General features: G+C 63.9%; 14 protein-coding genes, 1 pseudogene and 1 other annotated feature. Of the genes and pseudogenes, 9 read left to right on the top strand and 6 right to left on the bottom strand.

From position 1 onward, the window contains the following. Positions 1-9: 9 nt before the first annotated feature. The 5 genes from P3H15_RS41115 to P3H15_RS41095 are packed head-to-tail and all read left to right on the top strand — an operon-like array spanning position 10 to position 4,453. On the top strand, positions 10-909 hold the full coding sequence (locus tag P3H15_RS41115; protein WP_346348835.1) for an ABC transporter permease: 900 nt from the start codon (positions 10-12) through the stop codon (positions 907-909). Then, positions 906-1,727, top strand: a complete 822-nt coding sequence (locus P3H15_RS41110; RefSeq protein WP_276142536.1) for an ABC transporter permease — start codon at positions 906-908, stop codon at positions 1,725-1,727. The genes P3H15_RS41115 and P3H15_RS41110 overlap by 4 nt, the downstream gene beginning before the upstream one ends. After that, positions 1,727-2,788, top strand: coding sequence for an Ldh family oxidoreductase (locus P3H15_RS41105; protein WP_276142535.1), 1,062 nt, complete (start codon positions 1,727-1,729; stop codon positions 2,786-2,788). The genes P3H15_RS41110 and P3H15_RS41105 overlap by 1 nt, the downstream gene beginning before the upstream one ends. Next, positions 2,785-4,005, top strand: coding sequence for a Xaa-Pro peptidase family protein (locus tag P3H15_RS41100; protein ID WP_276142534.1), 1,221 nt, complete (start codon positions 2,785-2,787; stop codon positions 4,003-4,005). The genes P3H15_RS41105 and P3H15_RS41100 overlap by 4 nt, the downstream gene beginning before the upstream one ends. 10 nt (positions 4,006-4,015) lie before the next feature. Continuing rightward, a complete protein-coding gene (locus P3H15_RS41095) occupies positions 4,016-4,453 on the top strand; it encodes a RidA family protein (protein ID WP_276142533.1) in 438 nt (145 codons plus the stop codon). Positions 4,454-6,032: 1,579 nt separating this feature from the next. On the opposite strand, the gene P3H15_RS41090 is transcribed toward P3H15_RS41095, so the two are convergent. Then, the gene (locus P3H15_RS41090; RefSeq protein WP_276142532.1) at positions 6,033-6,866 is read right to left on the bottom strand and encodes a fumarylacetoacetate hydrolase family protein; all 834 of its coding nucleotides are present in this window, start codon (positions 6,864-6,866) and stop codon (positions 6,033-6,035) included. A 190-nt stretch (positions 6,867-7,056) separates the two neighbouring features. After that, positions 7,057-8,508: an amidase gene (locus P3H15_RS41085; protein ID WP_276142531.1), complete on the bottom strand. Its 1,452-nt coding sequence runs from the start codon at positions 8,506-8,508 to the stop codon at positions 7,057-7,059. Positions 8,509-8,606: 98 nt separating this feature from the next. Between P3H15_RS41085 and P3H15_RS41080 the strand changes: the two genes are divergently transcribed. Then, positions 8,607-9,644, top strand: a complete 1,038-nt coding sequence (locus P3H15_RS41080; RefSeq protein ID WP_276142530.1) for a LacI family DNA-binding transcriptional regulator — start codon at positions 8,607-8,609, stop codon at positions 9,642-9,644. Between the two features lie 315 nt (positions 9,645-9,959). On the opposite strand, the gene P3H15_RS41075 is transcribed toward P3H15_RS41080, so the two are convergent. From P3H15_RS41075 to P3H15_RS41060, 4 genes are all read right to left on the bottom strand, one after another. After that, the gene (locus tag P3H15_RS41075; protein WP_276142529.1) at positions 9,960-13,001 is read right to left on the bottom strand and encodes a protein kinase; all 3,042 of its coding nucleotides are present in this window, start codon (positions 12,999-13,001) and stop codon (positions 9,960-9,962) included. 329 nt (positions 13,002-13,330) lie between these two features. Further along, positions 13,331-13,591: a hypothetical protein gene (locus P3H15_RS41070; protein ID WP_276142528.1), complete on the bottom strand. Its 261-nt coding sequence runs from the start codon at positions 13,589-13,591 to the stop codon at positions 13,331-13,333. Between the two features lie 332 nt (positions 13,592-13,923). After that, on the bottom strand, positions 13,924-14,964 hold the full coding sequence (locus P3H15_RS41065) for an NAD(P)-dependent alcohol dehydrogenase (protein WP_276142527.1): 1,041 nt from the start codon (positions 14,962-14,964) through the stop codon (positions 13,924-13,926). Positions 14,965-15,081: 117 nt separating this feature from the next. Beyond that, positions 15,082-15,540 (bottom strand): MerR family transcriptional regulator, encoded by a 459-nt coding sequence (locus P3H15_RS41060; RefSeq protein ID WP_276142526.1) that lies wholly within the window; start codon positions 15,538-15,540, stop codon positions 15,082-15,084. 194 nt (positions 15,541-15,734) lie between these two features. Here P3H15_RS41060 and P3H15_RS41055 point away from each other — a divergent pair, with 194 nt between their 5' ends. From P3H15_RS41055 to P3H15_RS41045, 3 genes and pseudogenes are all read left to right on the top strand, one after another. Further along, on the top strand, positions 15,735-16,181 hold the full coding sequence (locus P3H15_RS41055; RefSeq protein ID WP_276142525.1) for a hypothetical protein: 447 nt from the start codon (positions 15,735-15,737) through the stop codon (positions 16,179-16,181). After that, a complete protein-coding gene (locus tag P3H15_RS41050) occupies positions 16,171-16,662 on the top strand; it encodes a hypothetical protein (protein ID WP_276142524.1) in 492 nt (163 codons plus the stop codon). The genes P3H15_RS41055 and P3H15_RS41050 overlap by 11 nt, the downstream gene beginning before the upstream one ends. Beyond that, positions 16,598-17,604, top strand: a pseudogene (locus tag P3H15_RS41045) (IS3 family transposase); the annotation flags it as partial. The gene P3H15_RS41050 and the pseudogene P3H15_RS41045, both read left to right, overlap by 65 nt. Further along, positions 16,869-17,000: a sequence feature (AL1L pseudoknot), on the top strand. Its footprint overlaps the pseudogene before it by 132 nt.

Here is a 17,604-nt window from a genome sequence, read left to right as displayed (position 1 = left end):
GACGTGACAATGATCGACGAAACGGGTGTGGAGACCACGTCCAGCCCCACACCTCAACCCCACAGTCGGCGGCGTCTTCGCCGGCGCGGCCGAACATGGCCGCTGTTCATTCCCGCAGCGGTTGTGCTGGTGGTGTTCTTCGTCTACCCCACCGCAACGATGTTGCTGGCCGCGTTCACGGATTTTCGTGCACCGCAGGTGGCCGGCGCGGACAATTTCCTCTGGTTCTTCCAGACGGACGCCAACGTCACGATCCTGATCCGCACTCTGATGACGGCGTTCATCTGCACACTCGTGACAACGCTGCTCGCGTATCCGTACGCCTACACGATGACGCTGGTGTCGGCGACGACGCGCACACTCATGATTGCGGCGGTCCTCATTTCCATGTTCGCAGGCATCCTGCTGCGGAACTTCGCGTGGATCGTGCTGTTGCAGCAGAACGGGTTGGTCAATAGCGCGCTGGCTGCGGTTGGAATCCCTCCGCAAACCTTCCTCGGCACTCCCACGGCGGTGATGATCGGCATGACGCACGTGCTGTTTCCCTATATGGTCCTGCCCCTGTATGCCGTGCTCCGCGGAATCGATCGGCGCCTGATATTGGCAGCGCAAAGCCTGGGGGCGACGCCACTGAGGGCGTTCTACCAGGTGTACGTACCGCTGTCGGTCCCGGGAATCTCCGCTGGTGCAGTACTCGTGTTCGTACTGGGACTCGGCTTCTTCATCACCCCGGCCCTGCTCGGGTCGCCGCAGCAGGCCATGTTGTCCCAGCTCATGGTGTTGCAGTTCGATCGCATGGCCGCATTCGGCCGAGCGGGAGCAATGGCCGTGGTGCTCCTGGTGATCACACTGCTCGTCCTAGCAATCGTCCAAGTGGCAACTCGGCGCAGGAAGGGTCAGGAGCAGTGAACAGAATCCTCTCCGATGGAACCACGGCACGCTCGACGCTCATCCGCACCGTGATCGTAGTCTTCATCGCGCTGTGGCTGGTCGTTCCGCTCGTCGTCGTGGTGGGTTTGAGCTTTACCGGCCAACAATCCTTCGCCTTCCCACCCACATCGTGGTCACTCGACTGGTACGACGCCCTGTCCGACCCCAAGTGGATCACCGCAGCCCGGAACTCGCTCGTGATCGGCACCGCCACCGCCGTCCTTGCTGCCGTCCTCGGAACAGCAGCGTCGTTTGCCTTGGTGCGATCGAACTCTCGAATCATGCGTTCCATGAAACTCCTAGTGCTCGCACCCCAAATCACACCCGTCGTCATCGTCGGCCTCGGCGTTTATCTCGTCTTTCTGAGATGGCAGATGGTGGGCACCTGCCAGGGGTTTGTGCTCGCATACACAGGCCTCACATTGCCGTTCGTCGTGATTCCCGTGACGGCTGCTCTCGAGACGTTCGACCGGAACCTCGAGAAGGCGTCCGCAAGCCTGGGCGCGGGGCCGCTCACCACCTTCTGGCAGGTGACCTTCCCGCTGATTCGGCCGGCGGTCCTCGGCGGCGCGGTGATCGCGTTCTTGTCCTCGCTCGACGAGGTGGTAATCGGGCTGTACCTCTCCACGGCGCAAATGCGCACCCTCCCCGTGGAGATCTACCAAAGCATGACCGACCAGATCGATCCGACGGTCGCAGCAATCGGGGCTGTCGAGATCGCGTTCGTCGTAACCGGAGTCGTCGTAGCGCTCATGGTCCAACGGCGACGTGCACGTCTACTAAAAGTTGAGGTTTGATGTCGAACAATGTTCAAGTCGCAGTTGCCGACGCTCGAGTCGTGGCTGCGGAAATTCTCGAATCGCTCGGAGCCCCGAACGATGTCGCCGAGATCGTCGGGAATCATCTCGTTGAGGCGGATCAGGTCGGACACGCCTCGCACGGCCTCGCCCGCCTACCGTGGTACTCACGTTACGTGCGTGATGGCGTCGTACGCCCCGACTCCGTCCCCAGGCAGATCACCGGCGGCAATAGCTATGACGACGCCATTACGGTCTCCGCGGATTGGGGATTCAGCCACGCGGCCGCCTACCTGGCTACCGATCTTGCCGTCGACCGCGCAAAGCGACACGGAACGTCCGCCGCTGCCGTCATCCGTTGCACCCATGTCGGTCGGCTCGGCGCATACGTCGAACGAGCCGCCGCGTCCGGATGCGTGGCCATCGCCACCGTCGGAGGAATGCGGGGGCCAGGGGTTGCAGTCCCCTTCGGTGGCAGTCGACCGCTACTGGGACCCAGTCCGATCGCCGCAGCCTTCCCGACGACCGGGGATCCCGTCGTCATGGATTTCGCAACCACCGAGGTGCCGCTCGGGAAGGTGATGGTCGCACAAAACGCGGGGAAGAAACTGGCAGTGGAGGGCCTCGTCGAGGCGGACGGCCGACCAACCGACGACCCGCAAGCGCTGACACGGGGAGGTGCGCTACGCACCTTCGGAGCCCACAAGGGATTTGCCCTGGCTACCATGTCCGAGCTGCTCGGAGGAGTTCTGACGGGCGCCGACAACTACCGAGACGACGGACCAGGAGGCCCCAGCTTCCGCGACGCGGGCCTGTTCCTCTTCGTCATCGCCGGAGACGCATTCGCAACCGCAGACCAGGTGCAGGCCCGAGCCTCCCAGTTGCGCGAAGCCATCCACGCCGTTCCTCCCGCCGACGGATTCGACGCGGTTCTCGCCCCGGGCGACCCCGAGTCCCGGAACCGTCGCGACGCCGCAGAACACGTCACACTCCCGACAAGCGTGTGGAACGACATCCAAGCACTTCTATCATCTACCAGCAGCATTGGAGCCCAAAAGTGACCACAGTCGCAACCGGAACGACCATCGAACCGATCACGCGCGCAGAGTATCTCGACCGACAGCATCGACTGCTCGAGGCACTGGACCGCGAAGGCTACGACGGGGCAATCGTGTGGGGGCGAGGCTCCACCAACGTCGACGGTTGCGCCGACTTGCTCTACCTCACCGGTCATCTGAGCGCCGTCAGCCACATCCTGGACAGCGAGATCCACTCCGCGCGGGGCCATGCCGGACTGGTGATCACCAGAGATCGACCGACGGTGCTGGTAACCGACTCCTACGATGCTGACCCCTCGGCAATCCCAGTAGGCCAGGTGCAGCTGTCGATATCCGTCGATCGCGATCTCGGCAAGGCGGCACGCGAGATGGGATTCGCCGGCAAGCGAATCGCACTCATCGGAATGAGCGGCCTGCTCTACACGCACCACCGCGGACTCGAAGAAGGACTCGGATCACCCGAGACCAAGCTCATCCCCGCTGACGAGTTGCTGGTGCGACTTCGACTGGTGAAATCCGAACACGAAATCTCCCTGCTGCGAGAGGCGAGCCGCATCGGGTGCGAGTGGGTGATGCGGACTCTCCAGGCAGCAGTACCCGGCGCAACCGAGGGCGAAGCCGTCGGCGAAGGTCTCAAATATCTTGCAGGAGCTGGCGGCTGGGCATACGATGTGGCCGTCTCCTCGGGCCCGTGCTCGCACCGATACCGTAATCGTCAGGCGTTGCCGACCTGGGACTCACAGCGACGCCTCGAAGTCGGCGACCTCTTTCACGCCGACGTGTGGGGGCCGATCGCGCACGGATACTTCTGCGACCTCACCCGTTCCACAGTGGTCGGCGGTGCGCCCACCTCGTCGCAAGCGCGCCTGCTGAGCGACCCCGTGGACCTGGTGGAACATGTGACGGAAATCGTGGAACCCGGCGTGCAGATGTCAGCCCTGCAAGACCGGGCCTCCGCATGGCTGGCACGCCGCGACGGCGGCGCCGGCTCGAGCTTCGGGGCGATGATCCCATTCATCGGACACAGCCTCGGACTGGAATGCGAAGCACCGTTTCTTACCCGCCTCGAACACACGACGATCGAGCCCGGCATGGTCCTGGCGATCGAGTGCTTCCTTGGCGGCGAGACCGGAGAAGGCGCCGGCTTCGAGCACGTAGTCGCCGTGCGAGAAGGGCACCTCGAAGTTCTGACCCAATCCGCACCCTCGCGTCCGTGGTGAACCTCCCACCATGGAAGTCAATCCACAGTCGAAGGAACGCAAGGTGACGACACATCGAGTACAGGTCAACAGTGATGAAGTACCCTCCCCGCGAGGGCATTTCAGCCATGCTGTCCGCGCCGGAAACACCGTATACGTCTCCGGAATGCTTGCATCACACAGCGACGGAACCGTGCTACACCCGAACGACGTCGCAGGGCAGACGAAGGTGATCTTCACCAGGCTCGGACAGATCCTGACCGCGGCAGGAGGCCACATCTCCGATGTCGTCTCACTCACGACATACGTCACGTCTATTGCCGACCGCGGACCGGTCAACGAGCTTCGCAAGGAAGTCTTCGGTGAGTGTCGCCCAGCGAGCACCCTCGTCGAGGTCAGCGCCCTTGCTGCACCGGGTTCGGTGATTGAGATCGATGCGATCGCTGTCCTGTCAACCTCTTCGCGATAGGTTTTCGGCAACCACTCGGTAATGGGTCAGGCCGGGTTGGCAACGGCGTCAGCCTGAGGGGCTGGATCGGATCGCAGAGATTCGGCCCCTCAGCCTCGTTGCCGTGGCGACGGCACCTGCAGTTCCGAACACTTCCCAGCCCCGGTTAGATCTGTGAAATTCTATGAACTCTCGTGAGTATCGCCGATGGCGACAAAGGCGTCGCACGGCGTGGATCGAAACAAACCGTGAGCGCACACATCCTGACGCCGAGGCCGAGCGTCTTATCGAGTTCGCCAGTATGTGGGCTCCATACGGGGGCGCGACCGAGGAGGAGATCCTGGTGCACTTCGGTATGACGACGTGCAGATTCATCGAGCGATTGTGGCGAGTCATCCCTGAATCGAATTGTGCCACGGGCGAGATACGTAGCTTGGCGAGCGCATACCCATACCACCGGCCAACCGGAGGATCCTCTCCCATCCAGTGAGTCCCTCAGCGGAGCTGTCACGGATGGCCCCTTCCGGCTGACGTTCAGGTACACCGTAGGCAGGAAGAATGTGGAACAACCACAGCAACAATGACATTCTTGACTTTGCACTGCTCTGGGAGCCGCTCGGCGGCCCCGCTCCGGAGAACGTGGAAGCCGCGTTCGCGATCGACATCAGCGAGTACCATCGCCGCCTCCAATCAGCTGCGCGATCTGCGTTGTCCCGACTGCAACAAGGTGCTACGTGTCCCGAGCACATATACGGCCTGTCCGCGATCACGACGGTCGAATCTAGATCCGTCGACAGGGCCCGTTGAGGCTCGCCCTCGGGAGTGGATTTCAGTCTTCCTACGGCGACGACAACGCAGAGCAGTCGGGTAGCCGTTACTCACATCCGCTGGGGTGAGGCACCCGAGGGGAGTCGGGACCTGACCCGCCGGGGTGCAGTTGCTGCTGTGAACTGGGATCCGCAGCTGACACCGGTTGAGGGCGGTAGCCGTCGGGCGCTCGCTGCAAACGGGCGACAAGCCTCCGAGATTTCGCCGGCATAGCGACTGGTGTCGCCTCCCGGCACCGCCTTCTGCTTGGTCTTTCGCGACCTTGTCCTGGTTGCCGCGCGAAACCATCCGTTCGTCCGTGCTACGTCGCCGGCTAGACCCCATCGTCTTGCACGAGAGCCAGATGCTTGACAGACCCCAGCATTTTCGGCGCGCGGGCGGCGAGCGTTTCAAAGTGGAATCCCGATGCTGGTACAGGCACAATTTCGGACGCGCCTTCGGTGAGCCTGTGCCGCTCTCGTTCTGTGGGTTTGCAACTCGCCGGTTCGTGCGGACCCGCTCGTCCCCTCAGAATCAACGTAGACCAAAACTGAAGCGGTAGACTTAAATTGATGCATCCAAACAGGTCCGTTGATCGAGTTCGCGGAACCCGGACGCGCCGCCATCTTTGATCGTGTGACACCCCCCTTACGGACACGGTTGGTCCCTGGCCGTGACGTCACCGCCCGGCCAAGGACGAACCGCTATTGCCCAACTTGTGTGGGTGTGTCGTCCCACGACTGTTGGCGCAGCCCAGGGCATTTTGGGTGCATCGCGGTGGTGGATTCTCTCTTTATCGACCGATGCTCAGCGAGGGTTCCCCGACGACGTCGTTGACCAGCGCGCCGATGCCCTCAATAGTCGTGGTCAGGCGTTGACCCTCTTGCAGGAAGAGCTGCGGCGAGCGGCCGACACCGACACCGTCGGGTGTTCCTGTGGCGATCACATCGCCGGGGCGTAGTGTCATGAAGGTCGACAGGTAGGAAATGACGGTCGGAATGTCGAAGATGAAGTCTCCGATGGTATCGCTTTGAACCTCGGTGCCGTCAACCGTGCAACTGATCTTCAAACCTTGGCATGCGGGAGGCAGCTCATCGGGGGTGACCATCATGGGGCCAACGGGCGTCGACGCTTCGAAGGTCTTTCCCTGCAGCCACTGAGTGGTCCGCTTCTGCCAGTCCCTCATCGAGATGTCGTTCAAGATCGTGTAGCCCGCGACGTAGTCCAGAGCAGTCGACGGGTCGACCCTTCGTGCGACCCGCCCGATCACCACGGCCAGTTCGGCCTCCCAGTCGACCGAGTCCGACTCGGCGGGGAGGGTAATGGGATCGTGCGCGCCAATGAGCGAGTCGGCGTACTTGGCGAATACAGTCGGGTACTCGGGTAGCTCGCGTCCCATCTCCCGGACGTGTCGCGCATAGTTGTGTCCGATGCACATGATCTTTCCGGGCGTGGGGATGACAGGAGCGAGGTCCGCATCCGTGACCGCGACCGTCCCGCCGGTTGGTTCGCCGGAGGCGCCTCGAAGCAACGCCCCCACATCGGGCGCATCGAGGAGTATCCACTGATCGTCGACCAGACGGCCTGCGCGGGTGCCTGCGGCAAGGCGCAGGGTGGCGTACTTCATTGTTCCTCCAGTTTTGACTTCCAATAGTCGGCTAGCGGTATGACTGCAGGCTGTTGTCTGCCTGCCGTATCGATTCGGCTGCACCTGTTGTGTGACCCGGCCCACCAGCGGGCCGGTGTCTAGTTGAGTCAGGAAGGGTGGCAATCAGTCGGTCAGCGGGACCGCCCGTGCCGCGAGAATCTCGGGCCGGTCACCTGTGGGCGTGGCTCGCCGCTCGGGTCACGACCGTCGCCGTGTCCATCCAGGAATCCGGGGGCACCGGTACCCCGAGGGCCGCTTCGATGACTCGTGCAACGTTGAGCGCGACGTCGTCCCGGAATGGCTGAGCCGCAATGTGCACGCCGACGGGGAGACCGTCGGGGCCGGATCCCGCGGGCACACTGACCGCAGGACACCACGGGACCCAGTTGAACATCGACGTCAGGTCCAGTCCATGTTTGCGGCCGTCATCGGTGGCCTTGTGATAACTGGCGTCGTCTCCCTGGACCGCAACGGCGGTGCGGCTCATCGTCGGTGACAGGAGTACATCGGCCGTTTCCCAGAACGTGGCCATTCGCTTCCACTGCAGCGTACGCAGATGCTCATCCTCTTTGAGCTCGACGGCCGAATACTTCTTGGCATTGGTGATGATCGACCACAGTCGAGGGTCCACGTCGTCCTGGACTCGCAGCAGGTCTGCGCCGTAGTGTGCGGCCAGGTGAACATGCCAGTGCCGAACCCATGCGTCGGCCATGCCCCGGTTCCACTGCGGCGCGGAGCGGGTCACGATGGCACCCGCGGCGGCGAGGATCGCGGCGGCGGCTTCCAGCCTCTCCACCACGTACGGCTCGACGTTGAAAAACCCGAGATCGGATGAGACGGCGATTCGCAGGCCCGCCACGGACCCCGGCGGGTCGAACGAGACGTGAGATTTGCCGAGCGTGAGGGGGTCCGATTCATCGGGCCCGAAGGCAACGGTGAGGCCTCGCACCAGGTCCTCGCTGGATCGGGCAAGCAACCCGTGGTGGGCGATGTCGTCCATCAAGGACGGCTGGTCGTCGTTGGGGATTCGACCCGCTGACGGTTTGATCCCGATGAGGCCCGTAAACGAGGCGGGGATCCGAACCGATCCTCCCATGTCTGTTCCCTCGGCAAACGTCACGCAGCCAGTAGCGACGGCGACGGCCGAGCCTCCCGAGGATCCGCCAGGGGTGGTGTCTGGGTTCCACGGGTTGCGGGTGATTCCTGTCAAGGGGCTGTCGCAGAAACTCGAGTAGGCGACCTCCGACAGAGTCGTCTTCCCCACGATGATCGCGCCTGCGGCTCGGAGTCGGTGGACGAGTACCGAATCACGGGTTGCCACCACGTCGGCATATGCACGACTTCCGGACCGCATACCCAGCCCGGCAACGGGTGTGGAGTCCTTGATTGCGATCGGGACACCAGCCAGCGGGCCCAGATTGAGGCCGCGTGCACGCTTCTGGTCGATCGCTGATGCGGCCTCGAGAGCGTAGTCGTCCGCGATCTCTGCGAAGCAGTTCAGACGTTTCTGGACACTTCTGCTGCGAGCGAGGGCTTGCGTCGCGATGGAGACGGCCGTTCGACGGCCTGACTTTACATCGGCAGCCAGCGTCGCTGCGGAATCCCACAATGGCTCACTCATGGGTAACGGTCTCCGTCCAGTGGTGCACCGGGGATGCGTATCGAGTCATGTGCAGAATCGTTTCTCCAAAACCGTCGATAGTCAAGTAGGCTCGGGGCATGACTCGAGCACCTCGACCCAGCATCAAGGACGTTGCTTCCGCCGCCGGCGTGTCGCCGACGACGGTCTCCGATGCGCTCAGCGGAAAGGGGCGGCTGCCGATGGAGACGAGGCTGCGCGTACGGGAGGTGGCTGATCGACTGGGCTACCGCCCCAGTGCTCTGGCGCGGGGACTTCGCAACCAACGAGTGGGGTTCCTGGGATTCGTTCTGGTGCCCGCAGCAGCCGCCAGCGTGTCGACCGTGAACTACTGGATTCAGCTGCAGACGAAGGCGGCTGAGTTTGCATTGGACCGCGGGTACGCGCTGGTAATGCTCCCTCCCGATCCTGAGGGTTTGACTCCGGTGAGCTTCCCCGTCGACGGGGTCATCGTCGTCGATCCGCTACGTGACGACCAGGTGCTTGCCACTCTCCGCAACCAACGGGTTCCGCTGGTGACGGTGGGGCGCGATCTGACGGGCGGTCCGGAACCGTGGATCGATGACGATCAAACCAACGGTGCGCTCAAGCTGCTCCAGGCCGTGGCGCACCCGGGCGATCGTGTCGCTCTCGTCACTCTTCCGACGCAGAAATCGTACCTGCAGGACATCAACTCGGGAGTCAACTCCTGGCGCGGGCACGCTCCCGGGTATCCCATCATTCATACGGTCGAATCGGTCGAGGGTGAGGAGATCGACCCGGTCGTCGCGCGGCTGATGCAGCATGAACCACCGGACCTGATTCTGGGCGCCAACGAGCGAATAACCCTGTCGATCCACCGTGCCTTGAAGTCTGCGGGCTACCGGATCCCAACCGATGTACGCCTCGCAAGCATGGTGGAGTCTCCAGACCTCGAGCGAGTGCAGCCGCCCGTTTCCGCTGCGATTCAGCATCCCGTCACGTCGGCCGAAATGGCAGTCACAACGATCATCGACCTGATCCGGGGCCAAACGCCTCCTCCTTCCACACTGATCCCGATGGACCTCGCAATCCGGGCCTCGGCGCCGGCGGTATCTGAGTGTGCCGATCAAGCGGTTGATGACGGTGTAGCGAGCTGACAGGGTCGGGAGTTGACTCTGAACTGTCGAGGCGAGCACTCACGAGCTTGACGTAGTCATGGGCGACATCACGGTCCGCTGTTCGAAAGCGGTTTGGTGAGCTGTGTCATCGCGGACGGCTGGATTGCCACGAGTGCAATCACTCTGTCGGGATGCCCGTTTCACGGCAGTGACGCCGGAGTGCTGCAAGGCGTGAAGGCGTCATTCGACTGACAAGGAGGACGTTGATCGGGCTCGCCCCATCCTGGAATTTCATCCGCAACGACGGCGGACCGGATCAATGCGTAGCAGAAGTCGACTGCGCCACCTGCAACTTCATCCCTCCGTCAGCGCGTAATCGACCGCTCTCTCGTACCCCATCCGGCGACCGGACTGAACGGTATCTTCAAAAATGTTGTCACCCAATGCAATACGACATTCTGCATAAGCTTGTTCATGATGGGTCGCTAGATGCGGATACAGGAAAGCCGCAGCACCTTTTGATTCCGCAATTTCGGTGGCAGCTCCGAGCAACACGGCTGCCCGTCGATAACGCCCATCCTGCACTTCGGTCCACCCTAACGCCTCGAGAAGCATAGCTGTACCCAATGGGTCGATTCGATGACTTATGCGCAGGCCCTGCCTCAGCAATGTGGTCGCGCGGTGCCGGTCTCCGCGACGCCACAGCGTGATCGATAACGACCAGCAGGCAAATCCTCGATAGGCCTTTTCGCCTGCCGACTCGGTCATCATTAATGCCTGCTCGAAGCACTGGATCGCCCGGTCGAAGTCACCGGCCAGATCGGAGGCCAAACCCAACACCACGTATGCGTCCACCACGAACACGGGTTCACTGCCGGTGGCAGCGAATCCCTCCAGGGATCTGCTCAAGGCGGTGCAGGCGCCATCAGGATCGCCGCTGGCCAGCGCGAGCAGGCCGGTTGCGTGGGTGGCCAGTGCGCGTACCCGTGGATCGTCAAGTGTGTCAGCTGCTTCCCGGGCCTGGGCTGCCCGGATGGACCCGGTTTCCAGATCGCGCTGTATCTGCGCGAAGAGGCTAGCCGAGAACAACGCCTTGACCCGGTCGACCGTGAGATCGCCATCCTCGGCGTCCAGGAGTCGATCGAGCCATCGGCGCCCCTCGCTGAACATCCCTCGCAGGTTCCAGAACGGAAACAGCGCAGCAGCAATCCGGACTCCGACGTCAACATCGTGAGCGACACAATATTCGAGGGCCCCACGAATGTTCGGCAACTCCCTCTCGAGCTGGTCGACGAACTCGAGTTGGCGCGCACTGATCCAGTGAGATTCCGCGTGCAACACCATTCTTTCGCACCAGTCTCGGTGACGACGGCTCAGCGCGTCGGTTTCGCCTGCTTGCTCGGCGCGTGCCCGCCCATAATCCCGTAGCGTCTCGAGCAAACGAAACCGCACCCGAGTGCCGGTATCCTCCCTGATCAAGATCGACTTGTCGATCAATGACGTCAGCAGGTCGAGGATTTCGTCGTCGCCTCGGCCCGCATCGCAGACCGTCTCGGCGGCATCGAGGTCGAAACCGCCGACAAAGGTGGACAGTCGCCACCACGTGCTCTGTTCCTCCGCCGTGCACAGCTCGTAACTCCAGTCGATGGACAGCCGTAGCGTCTGTTGGCGATTCGGGGCGCTTCGGTTGTGCTGGGTAAGAAGGGTGTAACGCGTTGACAGTCGCTCCCGTAGCTGTTCGACGGACATGGCCCGCAGTCGGCCGGCCGCCAGTTCGATCGCGAGCGGCAATCCGTCGAGGCGATCACAAATGTCATGGACAGCGTGTGCATTGGTGCCGGTAACCTCGAAGGTCGGCACCCGCTCCTTCGCCCGCTCGGCAAAAAGTGCGATGGCGTCCGACCGTGGCCGCGTGTCCGGGCCGGGCGCATGATCACGACCGGGCACGGTCAGCGGGGGAACCCGGAACACCGCTTCACCGCCGATGACGAGAGGCTCTCGACTGGTCGCCAGAATGCGCACGTCGGGGCACGACCGCAGCACTGTCTCGGCTAGCTCGGCGACCGCGTCGATGAGATGCTCGCAGTTGTCGATGATCAGCAGGAGATCGCGAGCGTGGAGGAATTCGACCAGAGCGTCGGTGCGCGTACTTGCCGGAGCTTCTCGAATACCCAGCGTCGTAGCTGCCACATCGCTGAGCAGAGATTCGTCGGTGAGTTCCCCCAGTTCCACCAGCCACGCGCCGTGCTGGAAACCGGGTGCCAGCTCCGTAGCCACGCGCAGCGCCAACCGTGTCTTGCCGACACCGCCGATGCCGGTCAACGTCACCAGAGGTGATGCGGACAGCAGGCTCTTGATCTCGCTGAGCTCGGTGTGGCGGCCGACAAAACTGGTGAGCTCGGCCGGGAGATTGCCCTTGCCCACGAGCCCCGTGGAAGGCCCAGTGGACACGGGCGCAGGGGTGGGACCCAAGCCTAGTGGGCGAGAGTTGCCTGGTTCGGTCCGCACGAGAACGTCGTCCAGGGCAAAGCCGTGCCGGTCCTGGACGAGTCTGAGCTGATCACCGAGTTCGGCGGCCGAGCTGTACCGGTCCCCCGGAGCGACCGCCATCGCGCGCTCGATAACCGCGCTGACGTCTTCGGAAATGCCGTGTTCGCCGAGACGCGGCGTCGGGGCGGTCGCAATCCGCAGAAATTGGGCCACGAGCTGTTCACCGCTGTGGCGTTCGAACGCGGCGTGACCGGTCAGAGCGCAAAACAGTGTCGCGCCCATGCTGTAGATGTCCGCAGTCACCGAAGGTGCTGCCCCACCCAGGACTTCAGGTGCGATGAATGCCGGCGACCCGGTCACTGTTCCCGAGGTGGTCTTGAACCCGCCCGCGACATGCGCGATACCGAAATCGGACAATTGCGGCTCGTCGTAGTCGGTGATCAGGATGTTCCCGGGCTTGACGTCGCGGTGCACGATGCCCTGACGGTGCGCAGTCTCGAGCGCGCCGGCCATCTTCACCCCGAGCCGTAATGCCTGGTCCAGGGGGAGGGGACCGTGCTCTCGGATCAGTCGATCGAGAGAGTCCCGAGGGTGATATTGCATCACGATGTAAGGCCGCCCGCTATCGGTGGCGCCGACCTGGAAGATAGTGACGATGTTCGGGTGCCCGGTCAGCCGCCCCATGGCGCGTTGCTCGCGCAGAAACCGGGACCGGTTCTCGCCGTCGGGGTCGGCGTCGAGGACCTTGACCGCGACCACGCGGTCGAGGTCAGGCTGATCGCAGCGGTACACCACCCCGAAACCTCCGCGACCGATCTCGACGGGGTTATTCAATCCCTGAACATCGAAATCCGCTGCTCTCATGCGGCGGACATCGCGCTGAGTTGCCTCAGGATCGTCGGTCATCGTGTGACCTGTCTACTCAAACCGCGACGTCAGGGACGATTTCACGGCCGTCACCTCACCAGTTGCTGTCGACAGTGACCGATGGCATTGTCAAAGTCGATACCCATCATATTGCCAGCCTGGCCTGCTCGGCGTGCTACATGCGGAGGCGGTGCTACGGGGCCTCCCCGGCAGCAGGTCGGGCCTCAAAAACGGTCGGTTTGCGATGGTTCCTCCAGTTCGCCAACCCCGCCTGATCCGAAAAGGAGTGACCTTGCACGTGGTGCCAGCACGCGTGTTCTCCCGGCGTTGCGTAGCTGATCCGGGAAGGTCATGGTGGTGTCTGCGGGTCAGGCGGCCGGGGTGAGGGTGACGGTGTAGCCGAGGGCTTCGAGTTGACGGATGTGATTGCGTTTCTTGGTGTCCGGGTTGATATGGCGGGTGTAGTGGTCCGCGCCGAGGTCGTGGAAGGTGGAGTGGTGGTCGGAGAACAGGTGCCAGACGATGACCAGGATGGAGCGACCGATGGCGACGATGGCCCGTTTCTTACCTCGTCGTCTGGCGATCCGCCGGTACCGGGCGCCGAGGAAGGTGTCGGTGCGGCCGGCCACGACGGCGACCTCACCGAGGGCCCGGGCGAGGTAGCGGTTGCCGTGCCCGGTGGCACCGTTGCCATTGGACTTGCCCGCGGAGGAGCTGATCCCGGGCGAGAATTTCGCCCACGAGCACAGGTCATCGAGCAGAGGCAGGGCGGGCAGTCCTGATATCCCGCCATTGCGGATCGCAAAACACGTTCCCGCACAGTTTGATCGGACTCGTGGCGGGTTTCGTGCTTTCTGGTGCCCGAGCTGAACAGTCTCGCGCGGTCGCCGTGGATCGGAAGTGATTCCCTTGTATGTGGGTGATCGCCGCGGGAGCCTGTGTGGCGGGCGTTCACGTGGGGTCAGTTGATGGTGGTGGTGTCGATGACGAAGCGGTAGCGGACGTCGGAGGCGAGGACCCGTTCGTAGGCTTGGTTGATGCGGTCGGCGGGGATGATTTCGATGTCGGATCCGATGTCGTGGGTGGCGCAGAAGTCGAGCATTTCCTGGGTGAGGGTGATGCCGCCGATCATCGATCCGGCGAAGTTGCGGCGGCCGCCGATCAGGGACATGACGTTCACGCTGAGTGGTTCGGCGGGGGCGCCGACGTTGACGAGGGTGCCGTCGACGGCGAGCAGGCCCAGGTAGGCGTTGAGGTCGATGCCGGCGCTGACGGTGTTGACGATGAGGTCGAACCGGCCGGCGAGTTGCTCGAAGGTGGTGGGGTCGGAGGTGGCGTGGTAGGCGTCGGCGCCGAGGCGCAGGCCGTCCTCCTGCTTCTTCAGGGTTTGGGAGAGCACGGTGACGTCGGCGCCGAGGGCGTGGGCGATTTTGACGGCCATGTGCCCGAGGCCGCCGAGGCCGACGACGGCGACCTTGGTGCCGGGGCCGGCACCCCAGCGCCGCAGCGGGGCGTAGGTGGTGATGCCGGCGCACAGCAGCGGGGCCGCGGCGGCCGGGTCCAAGCCCTGCGGGAGGGACAGGACGTAGTCGGCGTCGACGACGACGTGGGTGGAGTAGCCGCCCTGGGTGGTGGTGCCGTCACGGTCGACGCCGGCGTAGGTGGGGACCATGCCGTTTTCGCAGTACTGCTCGTCGCCGCCTCGGCAGTGGGTGCAGGTGCCGCAGGAGTTGACCAGGCAGCCGACGCCGACGCGGTCCCCAATCTGGTGGCGGGTGACGTCGGCGCCGGTCTCGGTGACGGTGCCGACGATCTCGTGGCCGGGGACGACGGGGAAGGGTTGCGGGCCCCAGTCGCCGTTGACGGTGTGGATGTCGGAGTGGCAGATGCCGGCGTACTGGATTTCGATGAGGACGTCGTGGGGGCCGACGTCGCGGCGTTCGATGGTGGTGGGGGCCAGTGGCTGGCCGGCGGCGGGGGCGGCGTACGCGTTGACGCGCATGGCAGATGTTCCTTACTTTCTGTGGTGGTCACAGTGGTGGTGAGCGGGGCAGGGCTGACTGCCCGGGGTGCAGTGAGTGCGCACCGGGGCGGTGGGTGGGTAGGGGTTAGCGCGGGGTTAGCGCTTCTTGGTGCGGAGTTGGTCGGCCAACGTGCGCGCCTCGGCCGCGAGGAGCTCGGCACGGGGCTCGTCGCCGGCCTCGATCGCGTGCCAGTAGTCGATCTTGAGGTCGACGTAGCGTTGCCGGAGTGCGATGTGCTGGGCCTCGAGCCCGAGTTGCTGCCGGCGCTGAGTGAGCAGTTCGATCTGTGAGGGGGCGGCCGCGGCCCCGTGTTGTCCGTTGGCGACGTACTCCTTCATTTCGCTGACGGACATCCCGGTGGCAGCCAGGCACGCGATCCCCAGCAGTTGGCCCAGGTCGTCCTCGCCGAAGACCCGGTGTTTGCTGCTTTCCCCGCGGCTGATCGGCGGGATCACCCCGACCGATTCGTAGTAGCGCAGGGTGCTGGCCGGGAGTCCGGTCAGGGCGGCCGCGTCCTTGATGGTGTAGTCGCGTGGGCTGGTTCGTGCGCTCACACCATCGACGGTAAGAACTTCAAGTACTTGAAGTCAAAGGTCGGATGAGTCACACCCGTGCTCGCGGTCTCCGGCAGATCGGCGCGCCCCGACAGATAGGTGCTTCTGCTTTCCCACCGTCGCAGCCGCCAATGGGGGTGCCCTCCACAACGGTGATACCATTTTGTATAACTGCAGTTAGATGGTGGTGTGTGATGGCGTTGACGGATGTGGAGCGGGATCTGCGGGCGATCCCGGCGGAGAAGGAGTTGCTGCAGATCAAGTTGCTGCGGGCGGTGGCGCATGCGACGGACAACCGGGTGCCGCAGCGGGTGATCGCGAAGAACCTGGCGGTGACGCAGCCGGAGGTCAGCCGGATCGTGAAGAAGCTGCGGTTGAACCCGGCGGCCCGCGACCGTTCACCGCGGGAGGTGCTGCTCGAGTATGCGGCGAAGCGGATCGATCACGATCAGATGATGGCCGAGTTGGTGGCTTGGGAGTACACCTTCGGGCACGTCGGCGGGGATGATCCGCTCGGGGAGAGCTATGTGCGGGGGACATGGGATCAGATCGAACGCTCCCGCGACCTGTTGGGTGACGACGATTACCGGGTGCTGCGCGCGGCCACCGCGGACCGGCGTGCGCGGGCGAATGCGCGTTGACCCCGCTGCTGTCGCCGCCGACCTCGAGGCGTGGTGCCGGCCCGGTGGGATCCTCGACAAGGACGGCCCCTCCGCCTCGATTCACCTGTTCGACCCGGTTGCTCGTCGTCGAACGCGGGATGCGATCGTCGACGCCTACCTGGCCGAGCAGACCGACGTCGGGATCGGCCGTCAGTTCCTGGCTTTGGCAACCGAGGGACCGCCGGGGGTGGGGAAGTCGTCGAGCATCGACCGCCGGCACCTCGCCGGGCAGGGGTGGCGGGTGCTCGACGCGGACACGATCAAGGACTACCTGCTCCGGGACGCGATCGAGCAGGGCGTCTACACCGACCTGCTGGCCATCGACCTGGCAGACGGGCACCGGCTGAATCGTCCCGAGTTTGATGCACACCTTCTTTCTTGGGAAGGTGATCCTTATGCCGAATGTGTATCCAGCCGAGGTGCGAGAGAAGGCCGTGCGCCTGGTCCTCGAACACCGTGACGAGTACGCCTCGGAGTACGAGGCGATCCGCACGATCGCCGAACGGATGTCACTGAAGACCGAAACGGTGCGGGTGTGGGTCCGCAGGCCGAAGCGGCGGGTGGCGGCATGCCGGCTGCGTCGGCATCCGAGGCCGAGGCCGAACTGCGGGCATTGCGGCGGAAGAACGCCGAGCTCGAAAAGACGATCGAAATATTAAAGGCTGCAACGTCTTTCTTCGCGCGGGAGTGCGACCCGCCACGCAAGTGATCTGCCGGTTCATCGCCGAACACCGCGATACGTTCGGGGTCGTACCGATCTGCCGGGTGCTCACCGAGCACGGATGCACGATCGCCCCGAGGACCTTCTACGCCTGGCGCAGCCGTCCGTTGTCGAAACGGGCGCTCTGGGACGCCACCATCACCGCCGTGCTGGCCTCCTACTACGTCGAGCGTGACGAGCACGGTCGGCGCAAACCGGAGTCGCTGTACGGGTCGCTGAAGATGTGGGCACACCTGCGGCGGGAGGGCATCGAGGTGGCCCGCTGCACGGTGGAACGGCTCATGCGCGTCAACGGGTGGCGCGGTGCCACCCGGGCGAAGAAGGTCCGCACCACCGTGCCGGAGCCGTCGGCGCCTCGGCCACCGGATCTGGTCGACCGGAACTTCCGGGTCGAGCGGCCCGACGCCCTCTACGTCGCGGACTTCACCTGTGTTCGGATGGTGCCCTGCTTCGCGTACACGGCGTTCGTCATCGACGCGTTCGCCGGCACGATCGTCGGCTGGGAGGTGTCGACCTCGAAGGAGACCGCGTTCGTGCAGCGGGCACTGAACCAGGCCTGCATCTTACGATCGATGCAAGGTAACCCGTTGCGCGGGAACACTATTCATCATTCCGATGCAGGCTCGCAAGGCGGATTCAATCGGTCGTCGCAACACCTGGCTGTTGCAGTGAGTGTAGCTG

Source organism: Rhodococcus sp. T2V (genome assembly GCF_029269925.1).
GTDB classification, from domain to species: domain Bacteria; phylum Actinomycetota; class Actinomycetes; order Mycobacteriales; family Mycobacteriaceae; genus Rhodococcus_F; species Rhodococcus_F koreensis.
The sequence above is the reverse complement of the archived record's forward strand: the minus strand, read 5'-3'. Positions and strand labels throughout refer to the sequence as shown.

Coding starts and splice junctions, on each gene's coding strand:
- P3H15_RS41115 (WP_346348835.1), top strand. CDS start 10: ATGATCGACGAAACGGGTGTGGAGACCACGTCCAGCCCCACACCTCAA.
- P3H15_RS41105 (WP_276142535.1), top strand. CDS start 1,727: ATGTCGAACAATGTTCAAGTCGCAGTTGCCGACGCTCGAGTCGTGGCT.
- P3H15_RS41095 (WP_276142533.1), top strand. CDS start 4,016: ATGGAAGTCAATCCACAGTCGAAGGAACGCAAGGTGACGACACATCGA.
- P3H15_RS41090 (WP_276142532.1), bottom strand. CDS start 6,866: ATGAAGTACGCCACCCTGCGCCTTGCCGCAGGCACCCGCGCAGGCCGT.
- P3H15_RS41085 (WP_276142531.1), bottom strand. CDS start 8,508: ATGAGTGAGCCATTGTGGGATTCCGCAGCGACGCTGGCTGCCGATGTA.
- P3H15_RS41080 (WP_276142530.1), top strand. CDS start 8,607: ATGACTCGAGCACCTCGACCCAGCATCAAGGACGTTGCTTCCGCCGCC.
- P3H15_RS41075 (WP_276142529.1), bottom strand. CDS start 13,001: ATGACCGACGATCCTGAGGCAACTCAGCGCGATGTCCGCCGCATGAGA.
- P3H15_RS41065 (WP_276142527.1), bottom strand. CDS start 14,964: ATGCGCGTCAACGCGTACGCCGCCCCCGCCGCCGGCCAGCCACTGGCC.
- P3H15_RS41055 (WP_276142525.1), top strand. CDS start 15,735: ATGGCGTTGACGGATGTGGAGCGGGATCTGCGGGCGATCCCGGCGGAG.
- P3H15_RS41050 (WP_276142524.1), top strand. CDS start 16,171: ATGCGCGTTGACCCCGCTGCTGTCGCCGCCGACCTCGAGGCGTGGTGC.